The sequence below is a fragment of the Streptococcus oralis genome (assembly GCF_001075875.1).
Classification (GTDB): Bacteria; Bacillota; Bacilli; order Lactobacillales; family Streptococcaceae; genus Streptococcus; species Streptococcus oralis_I.
In genome coordinates this window covers 1-9,041 of the sequence record NZ_JUOS01000180.1, presented here as the reverse complement: position 1 = coordinate 9,041, position 9,041 = coordinate 1, and the positions used below count along the sequence as shown (strand labels likewise).

8 protein-coding genes are annotated in these 9,041 nt (G+C 40.0%); 5 read left to right on the top strand and 3 right to left on the bottom strand.

Translation table 11 applies throughout. The features are described 5' to 3' along the window. Positions 1-59: 59 nt before the first annotated feature. Positions 60-1,022, bottom strand: coding sequence for an asparaginase (locus ADM33_RS09575; protein ID WP_049504825.1), 963 nt, complete (start codon positions 1,020-1,022; stop codon positions 60-62). A gap of 65 nt (positions 1,023-1,087) precedes the next feature. Here ADM33_RS09575 and ADM33_RS09570 point away from each other — a divergent pair, with 65 nt between their 5' ends. Beyond that, on the top strand, positions 1,088-2,491 hold the full coding sequence (locus ADM33_RS09570; RefSeq protein ID WP_049504823.1) for a Cof-type HAD-IIB family hydrolase: 1,404 nt from the start codon (positions 1,088-1,090) through the stop codon (positions 2,489-2,491). An 87-nt stretch (positions 2,492-2,578) separates the two neighbouring features. On the opposite strand, the gene ADM33_RS09565 is transcribed toward ADM33_RS09570, so the two are convergent. Next, complete coding sequence (locus ADM33_RS09565) at positions 2,579-3,031, bottom strand: universal stress protein (protein WP_049504821.1); 453 nt, start codon at positions 3,029-3,031, stop codon at positions 2,579-2,581. A 145-nt stretch (positions 3,032-3,176) separates the two neighbouring features. Between ADM33_RS09565 and ADM33_RS09560 the strand changes: the two genes are divergently transcribed. The 3 genes from ADM33_RS09560 to ADM33_RS09550 all read left to right on the top strand — a co-directional run bounded on the left by ADM33_RS09560 (position 3,177) and on the right by ADM33_RS09550 (position 5,619). Beyond that, on the top strand, positions 3,177-4,016 hold the full coding sequence (locus tag ADM33_RS09560; RefSeq protein ID WP_049504819.1) for a metallophosphoesterase family protein: 840 nt from the start codon (positions 3,177-3,179) through the stop codon (positions 4,014-4,016). Between the two features lie 72 nt (positions 4,017-4,088). Further along, positions 4,089-4,526, top strand: coding sequence for an Rrf2 family transcriptional regulator (locus ADM33_RS09555; protein WP_049504817.1), 438 nt, complete (start codon positions 4,089-4,091; stop codon positions 4,524-4,526). Between the two features lie 70 nt (positions 4,527-4,596). Next, on the top strand, positions 4,597-5,619 hold the full coding sequence (locus ADM33_RS09550) for a YdcF family protein (RefSeq protein ID WP_049504815.1): 1,023 nt from the start codon (positions 4,597-4,599) through the stop codon (positions 5,617-5,619). Between the two features lie 130 nt (positions 5,620-5,749). Here the strand turns inward: ADM33_RS09550 and ADM33_RS09545 are convergent, their stop codons facing one another. Further along, positions 5,750-7,219: a M protein trans-acting positive regulator PRD domain-containing protein gene (locus ADM33_RS09545; RefSeq protein WP_049504812.1), complete on the bottom strand. Its 1,470-nt coding sequence runs from the start codon at positions 7,217-7,219 to the stop codon at positions 5,750-5,752. Positions 7,220-7,512: 293 nt separating this feature from the next. On the opposite strand from ADM33_RS09545, the gene ADM33_RS09540 reads away from it, so the two are divergent. After that, positions 7,513-9,041 (top strand): KxYKxGKxW signal peptide domain-containing protein (locus tag ADM33_RS09540; protein ID WP_049504810.1); only part of this gene is annotated, 1,529 nt, incomplete at its 3' end.

The following is a 9,041-nucleotide window of genomic DNA, read 5'->3' as shown; positions in this document are numbered from 1 at the left end:
CTGTACTTGAGTACGGCAAGGCGACGTTGACGAGGTTTGAATTTGATTTTCGAAGAGTATTATCCTTCCATATAGGCTCGTAATTCCTCTCCTGTGAGGCCAGCATTGATAGCAATGAGGAGTTTAAGACGAGCCTTTTGAGCATTGAGCTCTTTGACAAAGAAGACACCAGCCTTTTGTAGACAAACGCCACCGCCTTCATAGGCATAAACAGGTTCAGCAACCCCGTTAAAACAACGAGAAACCAAGGCGATTGGGAGTCCTTCTTGGATAAGGGCGTTCAATTTTTGTGATGTTTCCTTGGGAACATTTCCAGCACCAAAGGCCTGGATAATAAGACCATCTAGCTGGTCAACAGGAAGCAAATCAAGGAGTTCTTCTGTCATACCAGCATAGACAGGGATAATAGGGACCAAGCCCTGGATTCTATCAAGGTCAAAACGAACACGAGGTTCAGCTGTTTTGAAGTAGAGAATCTCGTGTTTCATGATGAGCCCAAGAGGGCCGTGGGTCGGCGTTTGAAAGGTACTAACATTTGTCGTGTGCGTCTTGGTCACATACTTAGCAGCGTGGATTTCATCATTCATCACGACCAAGACACCCTTATCAGAAGCCTTATCGTCACTCGCTACGCGTAGGGCACTGAGATAATTGTAGACACCATCGCTCCCGAGTTCGTTGGAACTACGCATGGCCCCTGTTAGTACGATCGGTTTGTGAGGAACCTCCATGGTATCGAGGAAATAGGCAGTTTCCTCCAAGGTATCTGTCCCATGTGTAATCACGAAACCGTCATAATGATCAGCCTCCTCTTTGATTTTTTGATAGAGGGCCAGCATATGCTTGGGTTTAATATGGGGACTTGGCAGATTAAAAAAGTCGAGTGCGTGGACTTCAACTCCTCCAAGTGGATTGGATACATGATTCATAGGGTTTTCTTGGCTAGTTACAACAGCGCCAGAGTCATCGGCTTGCATGGAAATAGTACCACCCGTATGTAAAACAAGGATTTTCTTAGGCATGATTTACTCACTCTTTCTGAAATGTGGTATAATCATTGTATCACAAAAGGGGAGAATGAGGTAGGATGGAAGTCAAAGCTGTTTTTTTTGATATCGATGGAACACTAGTCAACGATCGCAAGAGTGTTTTGAAATCCACTAAGGACGCGATTAAGATTGTGAAGGACCAGGGGGTGCTTGTTGGAGTAGCGACAGGGCGAGGACCTTTTTTTGTTAAGGATTTAATGGAAGATTTAGATCTGGATTTTGCCGTAACCTATAACGGCCAATATATCTTTAATAAAAACAGAGTCTTGTTTACAAGTCCTCTTTCCAAGTCTCATTTACGGCAGTTGATCACCTATGCCAAAAAAGAGGGCAAGGAGATTGCTCTAGGGACCAAGGATGCCATGCTGGGTTCGAAAATCATGTCTTTTGGCCTAGGTTCTTTTTCTCAAAGGGTGAGTCGTTTTGTCCCCTCTATGTTGACTCGTACAGTTAGTCATTCCTTTAATCGAATGGTGAGTAAGATTGTTCCTCAGAAGGAAGAAGACTTGCTTCACTTGATGAATCAGCCCATTTATCAAGTTTTGATGCTAATGACGCCAGAAGAATCTGAGAAAGCAGCAGCTGATTTTAAAGACTTGAAATTAACTCGTAGTAATCCTTTTGCAGCCGATGTCATCAATCAAGGAAATTCCAAGTTAGAGGGCATTCGCCGAGTTGGAAAAGAGTATGGTTTTGATCTCAATCAAGTCATGGCCTTTGGTGACTCGGACAATGACTTAGAGATGCTGGCGGGTGTTGGGATGTCAGTCGCTATGGGCAATGGTAGTAGCAGTGTCAAGGAAGTGGCGAAGCATATCACAACCAGCAACCAGCAAGATGGGATTCACAAGGCCTTGGAACACTTTGGTGTTTTGGCTTCAGAGAAAGTCTTTGTCAGCCGTGACTATCATTTCAATAAGGTCAAGACCTTCCACCACATGATGGATGAACGAACTCAAGAGGAGCCCCAAGCTTGGGATTTAGAAGGTGCCACCCATAGAGCAGGATTTAAGATAGAAGAACTGGTCGAGTTTGTTCGAGCTGCTAGCTCTTCTGAAGAAGATTTCGAACGGGCAGTTGGACAGTTACACCAAGCGCTGGATAAAGCAGCAGAGAAAGTTGCTAAGAAAACACCTGCTAAGCAAGATTTGGTAGGGCAAGTAGATGCCTTAATTGATACCTTGTATTTCACCTATGGTAGCTTTGTTTTGATGGGAGTGGATCCAGAACGGATTTTTGATATTGTCCATCAAGCCAATATGGGTAAAATGTTTCCCGATGGAAAAGCTCATTTTGACCCAGTTACTCATAAAATCCTAAAACCAGATGACTGGGAGGAGAGATATGCTCCAGAACCAGCCATTAAAAAGGAGATTGAGCGTCAGATAAAGGCCTATGAACGCCACAAGGAAAGAGCCGATAGAAAAGGAAGCCTTGAATGATGTTTTGATTTCCTGGCTTCAACTACTGCATCAGCAATTTATGAAAAAAATAAGGTTAGGAGAAAAATCCCAACCTCATTTTTTTTATTACAAAGTTTTGTCCTTATCTCTAACGACGAGAAGGTCAACGCTGGTATGGCGTAGGATATATTCTGATGAAGAACCAACTAGCAGGCGCTCGAAAGCATTGAGCCCTGTTGCTCCAACCAAAATCAAATCAACCTTTTCTTTGTCAGGAATTGTTTTAGCTAAGAGAGTTTTAGGGTTACCCATCTCAATAACAACTTTTATGTCTGTGAGACCAGCATCTCTTGCACGCTTTTCATATTCTGCCATCAAATCGTTGGCCTCTACTTGCAATTCTTCGTAAACTTCGGCATCAAATGTTGAAATGCTTTGAAGAGCACGTGTGTCAATGACATGAGCAATAGTTAGTTTTGCTTGGTTACGCAGGGCTGAATGAACTCCTTTGATGAAAGCCAAGTCAGCTTCCTTAGAACCGTCAACTGCTACCATGATATTTTCATAACGTTGTGTCATAGCAAAAACCTCCTCATTCTTATTACCTTCATTGTAATCCTTTTCACTAAAAAAGTAAAGTAAAAAACGATAGGAAAGATAGGTGCTTTTTGACTTTGACTTGGAGTTTGTTATAATAAAAATAGAAAAGCTAAGAGGAAAAGATATGACAAAAATCGCAGTATTATCAGATATACATGGCAATACAACAGCCTTAGAGGCTGTTCTGGCGGATGCCCAGAAGGCGGGGGTTGATGAGTATTGGCTCTTAGGAGATATCCTCATGCCTGGAACAGGACGAAAAAATATTCTCCAGAGATTGGACACTTTACCCATTACTCTTAGAGTTCTGGGAAATTGGGAAGATAGTCTTTGGCGAGCCTGTCATCGCAAGTTAGATGAAAGCAGACCGAGCCATCGCTACCTCTTGCGCCAGTGTCAGTATATTATGGAAGAAATTAGTAGCCAGGAGATTGAGGCACTGCAAGACTATCCCTTGCGAGTGCACCGTCAGTTTGGAGATCTGAAGCTAGGGATTAGCCATCATTTGCCTGATAAAAACTGGGGACGAGAATTGATTCATATGGGAAAGCAAGAGGATTTTGATCGTCTTGTCACCAATCCAGATTGCGATATTGCCATTTATGGTCATATCCATCAGCAGTTTCTTCGCTATGGTAGTGGTGGCCAGCTTATCCTGAATCCAGGTTCGATTGGGCAACCCTTCTTTTTATCTGGGAATTTACGCAAAGACTTGCGGGCCCAATACATGATCTTAGAATTTGACGAAAAAGGTTTAAAAGATGCTGATTTTCGTCGTGTCGATTATGATATTGAGGCAGAATTACAGCTAGCCAAAGACTTACAATTACCCTACTACCAAGTTTATTATGAAAGCTTAGTTAATGGGATTCACCATACCCACAATCAGGACTTGTTGCACGAAATCGCTCAGAGTCAAGGACATGATGTTGAATTGAACGACTGGCTTAGTGGTAACTCTTGACATTACAACTAGAAGAGATATAATAAACTTAAGAGAAGAAGGAACTAAATCTGACGAAAAAAGGAGAAGAGGATGAAAATTTCAAGTCGATTTACCATTGCAACTCACATGTTGATTATTATTGCCCTAAAAGGGAAGGAAAGCAAGGTGACTAGCGATTTTCTAGCTAGTAGTGTTGGAGTCAATCCAGTTATTATCCGTAAAACATTGTCCCAACTGAAAAAGGCAGAATTGATCTCAGTTGCGCGTGGAACTGGAGGGGCAGAGATTATCAAAAATCTTGAGGATATCAGTCTTTTGGATATTTATCAAGCGGTCGAATGCCTTGGAAAAACTGGACAACTCTTTAGTTTTCATGACAATCCCAATCCAGCCTGTCCAGTAGGAGCTAACATCCATGGGGTTTTAGATGAGAAATTACAAAAGATTCAGCTAGCCATGGAGCAGGAGCTGAGCCAAACCAGTCTTGCTCAAGTGGTGGCAGATGCAGAGAGTAGGATAGAAGGATAAGAGGACCTTAGATCCTCTTTTTTTTTATGTGGATAATTATGATAAAATAGAATCATTATAGGAGGAAGAAATGTATCTTGTTGTAGGAATTGTATTAGCCTTTATACTGTCATTCTGGAAGGATAATAGAAGTTTGTGGAATCCAGTACTATTCTTATTATCCCTCACTTCAAGTTATTTTTATCTATCCTACCTTTTTTATAAAAACGGTTATGAGAATGTTCAGCTTGCTTTCTATGGAGTAGCCTTTGTTTTACTCCCCTTGTTGCTTTTTCTAAGTGGTATCTTTTTAATCTATAATGGTGTTATCCTGCTGAAGCGAGAGGGACGTTCAAAGGCCAATTATATCTCCATGCTTCTTGGAATAGTCATTTTGCTATTTTTTGCCTTGATTTCATTTCGATTGGGAGGTCAAAATGAATTATTTTACACCAATCACTTTCTAAACATTTTATTTGTATTCATTTTCTACTCTTATTTTATTTTTGGCTTTGCCTTTGTGGGCTTTATGTTGTACTCTATCTTGTATCTCTTTATTCCCAAGAAGAAGCATTATGATTTTATTATCATTCATGGTGCAGGTTTACTAGGTGGAGAAAGGGTAACACCTTTGCTAAAGAGGAGAATTGATAAGGCAGTAGAAGCTTACCACAAGTCTAAGAATCCTCATATCAAAATCATAGCCAGCGGTGGACAAGGGGCGGACGAAAAGATTTCTGAGGCCCAAGCGATTACAAACTATCTGCTTACGGAGACAGATGTCCCCCGTGATGCGATTATCCTGGAGGACCAATCAAGAACGACCTATGAGAATCTTCTTTATTCCAAAGAGATTGGCGAGAAACTGGTGGCAAGCCCCCAATTTCTTTTTGTGACCAATGATTATCATGTTTTTAGAACAAGTACCTATGCTCGTAAGCTAAAAATGAAAGGTGATGGTCTAGGTTGTCGGACAGCGGGCTATTACATTCCATCAGCCTTTATCCGTGAATTTGTAGCTCTATGTGTGAAATTGAAGTGGCTCTTTATATTTTTCTATGGATTATTATTATTCCCTGCCCTTCTGTTATCCTATAAGGGAATTCTTTGGTAGGATAAAAGAATAAACAAAAAAGCTAGTTTTCTGGTATTCAGAATTCTAGCTTTTTCGTTTTGTATAGTTAAGCTGAGTGCTCATATAGAAATAAAACTGTAAATGATTGATCTTTCAAAAGAAGGTGATTTTAAAGATCACCAAGCGAGATGGTGTTCAGTTCGCTAATAACTTGAAGCTGGGGCATACGTCCAATATTGATTAGTTTTGGATGCTTTAAACCTTCGACATCAAAGTTGGTTAAAATGGCATCATATCCAGCCTCCATAATCTCATCAACATTCAATGTAGCCTTGTCCCATGTTTCAAACTGGATATTTTTAGAAGTGTAGTATTTATAGAGAGAGATGAGAGCGTGAGGATGAGCAAAGTCAAACTCACTCAACACAAGGACACGGACCTTATTCTGAGATTCTAACAGTTGTTCCATCAAATCTGAAGCGTGAGTCAAGAGAGTGTAAACCAGATGGACGACAGCGTGCGCCAGTTCTTTTTGTCCCAAGCTAGACTTATAACGCATCATTTCGAAAACAGCCGCTTCGTAAAATTCAGGGAAGAATTTCTGGATTTTTTTGAGCGTATAGGATTTATTATGAGAAATGATGGATTCTGAGTTGATTTCTTGACGTTCAAGAAGAGCGGTATTGTGTAGGTGCCAGACTAGCTCGTCTGTATTTGTAAAGTGAATTCCAAATTCACGAGTCAAATTATCGAGGACATCTCGAGCAGCGTGGTAAGAGTGATCAACCTGTTTGTCTTCTGAACGGGCAGCTAGAAATTCTTCAACAGTAAAGAAGATTCCTTTTTGAGTATATGAATCAAAGATTTGTTCTAAGGTATGACGGTTAACCTCGATATTCAGACGCTTAGCCAATGGTTTGAGTTGATCTTGGAACTCCGACAGTTGATCATATAAAGGAAGATCATTTGTAGAATCACTCGTTGTTTGGATGGTAGCACCAATCTTAAATCGGTGCAAATTAACAGCTATTTGTGTTTCTAGCTGCAACAAGTTAGCATAGTTGGCAGGAAATCCTGTCATTTTAAGAAAGAAAGCAACAAATTCTTCAATGTTTTTCTTAGAATCAGTAAATGGCCATTTGAAGTAACCATAGGCTTCGTGGAAATATTGGGCGAAGAAGAAGCGGATGTCCTTTTCGTCTCCGATGATAGAGATTGGAGTGACTTTGAGTTTGAAGCGGTATTTATTTTGTAAGGTATGGTTAATCTCAGCTACTTTTTTGCGAAGTGCAGGTAGTGAGACATCAAGGTTTTGAGCTAAATGTTCATAGGTAAATGGTTCTTCTAATAAAAAGAATGCTCTCAAAACTTGGAAGTTAGAAGAATCTTGTAAAATGTGGCGGTAAATTCGTTCAATACCCAAGTTTTTAGGGTTGGCCAGTCTGATACCGGCTGTTGAAGATTGGATTTCGAAGCAAGAGAGGACTTCGCGCATCTCCTTGATATCGCTTTTAATGATACGGGTGTTGATATCTAGGTTTTCTGCTAGGGAATCTAGGTGGATCCAGTCTGGATTTTCAAATAAATATTCTAAAATTCTTAATTGCCTTTGTTCTTTTTGAGTCAATAGGGCTCTCATAAATTATTCCTCCTGTAATAAAATTGATTATAACGAACAAAAATCATATTTTTTAAGATGTTAGTTATTATATTACAAGTAAATCAAAAAAACAAAGAAATTGTCTGGATTTATTATATTGTGTTTTAGTAAAAAAATCATTATTTTAGAATTTTATTGTATCGAAAAAATTTTTCAAATATATTTTCAAATATAATAGTTTAAAAAATTGACTAAAACAAAGCTATGTTTTATAATTGAAATTGTATGTTAAAGACATGCTATAATTTTAAAATTAACGGGAGACAGAATTCATGTATTTTAATCGAAAAAATGCAGAACAGAAAAACTGGCGAATGATCAAAAAAGGCAAACATTTCTTGTTTGGTTGTTCGCTTGTCTTTGCGGTTGGGGCAGCATTGGTAGCTCCATCAGTCAAAGCAGACACAGTAGACGCTAAGCCAGAAGCTAGCTCTACAACAGAGGGGGTTAAGCCAGCTGCAGCTGAAGAGAAAACAACTTATGCAGCACCAGCTGTAGAAGTAGCTCCATCAACACCAGTGGCTCCAGCTACAGTAAAGGCTGAGGAAAAAACTGAAAAAACAGCTACAACTACTGAAAATTCTAAGGAAGAAGCAGTAGCAACAACTGATAAAGTTGAAAAAGCTAAGGAAGCTGATAGCATCCAAACTCCAGAAGTGACTGTGGTATACGATCCATCAGCACTTACTGATGAAGAAAAAGCAAAAGTTGTAGCAGCTGTTAAGGCAGCTAACTCTGCAGCGACTGATATTCAAGTCCAAGCAGACGGATCAGTAGTTGTTACTTTTGCAGATGGTTCAAGTGCACGCTTGTCAGCAGCTCAAACTATTAAAGATGGTTCTCAAGTAGCTAAACCACGTAGAGCACGTGCGGCAGTGGCAGCTCCAGTCATCACTTCAAACCTTGATGGAAAAGGAAGTTCTGCAACGGATGTAACTGTCCAAGCACCAGCAGGTTCAACTGTTAAACTCTACAATACTGATGGTGTTGTTATCGGTGAAGCAGTAGCAAATGCTCAAGGTGTGGCTACAGTTACGCCAACAAACAGCCTTCCTGTAGGCGAAATCACAGCTACAGCTACACCAGCAGGCGGAAGTGAGTCACCTAAGAGTGCACCTGTAACAGCGACACGACCAACATTGACAACTGTGGAAGGTGGAATTAGTGGTGATGCATATACTAAACTTTTAATTTCTAAATCACATATTACAGTGTATCCTGGTGACGAAGTTAGTGTAGATGTAATTGCTGCTGCTTCTGCTATTTCACAATTTTATGCACCTAAAAATGCTACGGCTGTATACGGACTATTCCCGCAGGGGAATTATTTTGCCAAAACAGGTACTGAGACGTTCAAGGAAGTTAGAAATAAATTTGGTGGTACTGTACATGAGCAACAGCCAGCAGGTGATGTCGTTGTTACTTTCCTTCTAAGAAATAAAAATGGAAAAGTAGTAACAAGAGATCTTAAGATTACCGTTATTGAAACTGCTAAAAAGTATGAACCTGTTGCAGGTGAAAAAGTCGAAGTTGCAGATCCTAACAATGTTAGCGAAAAAGAGAAACAGAAAATTATCGCAGCAGTTAAAGCAGTTAACACAAATCTACCAGCGAATTCTACATATAGTGTAGATGAAAAAGGAAACCTTGTAATCACTTATCCTGATAAGTCTACAGATAAGATTTCTGCTGTATATTTAGTTACACCAGCAGCTAAGGACGCTGAGAAATACACACCAGTAGCTAAGGCACAAACAGTGACTCCAGGTTCAACACCAAATGCACAAGATTCAATTGGTAA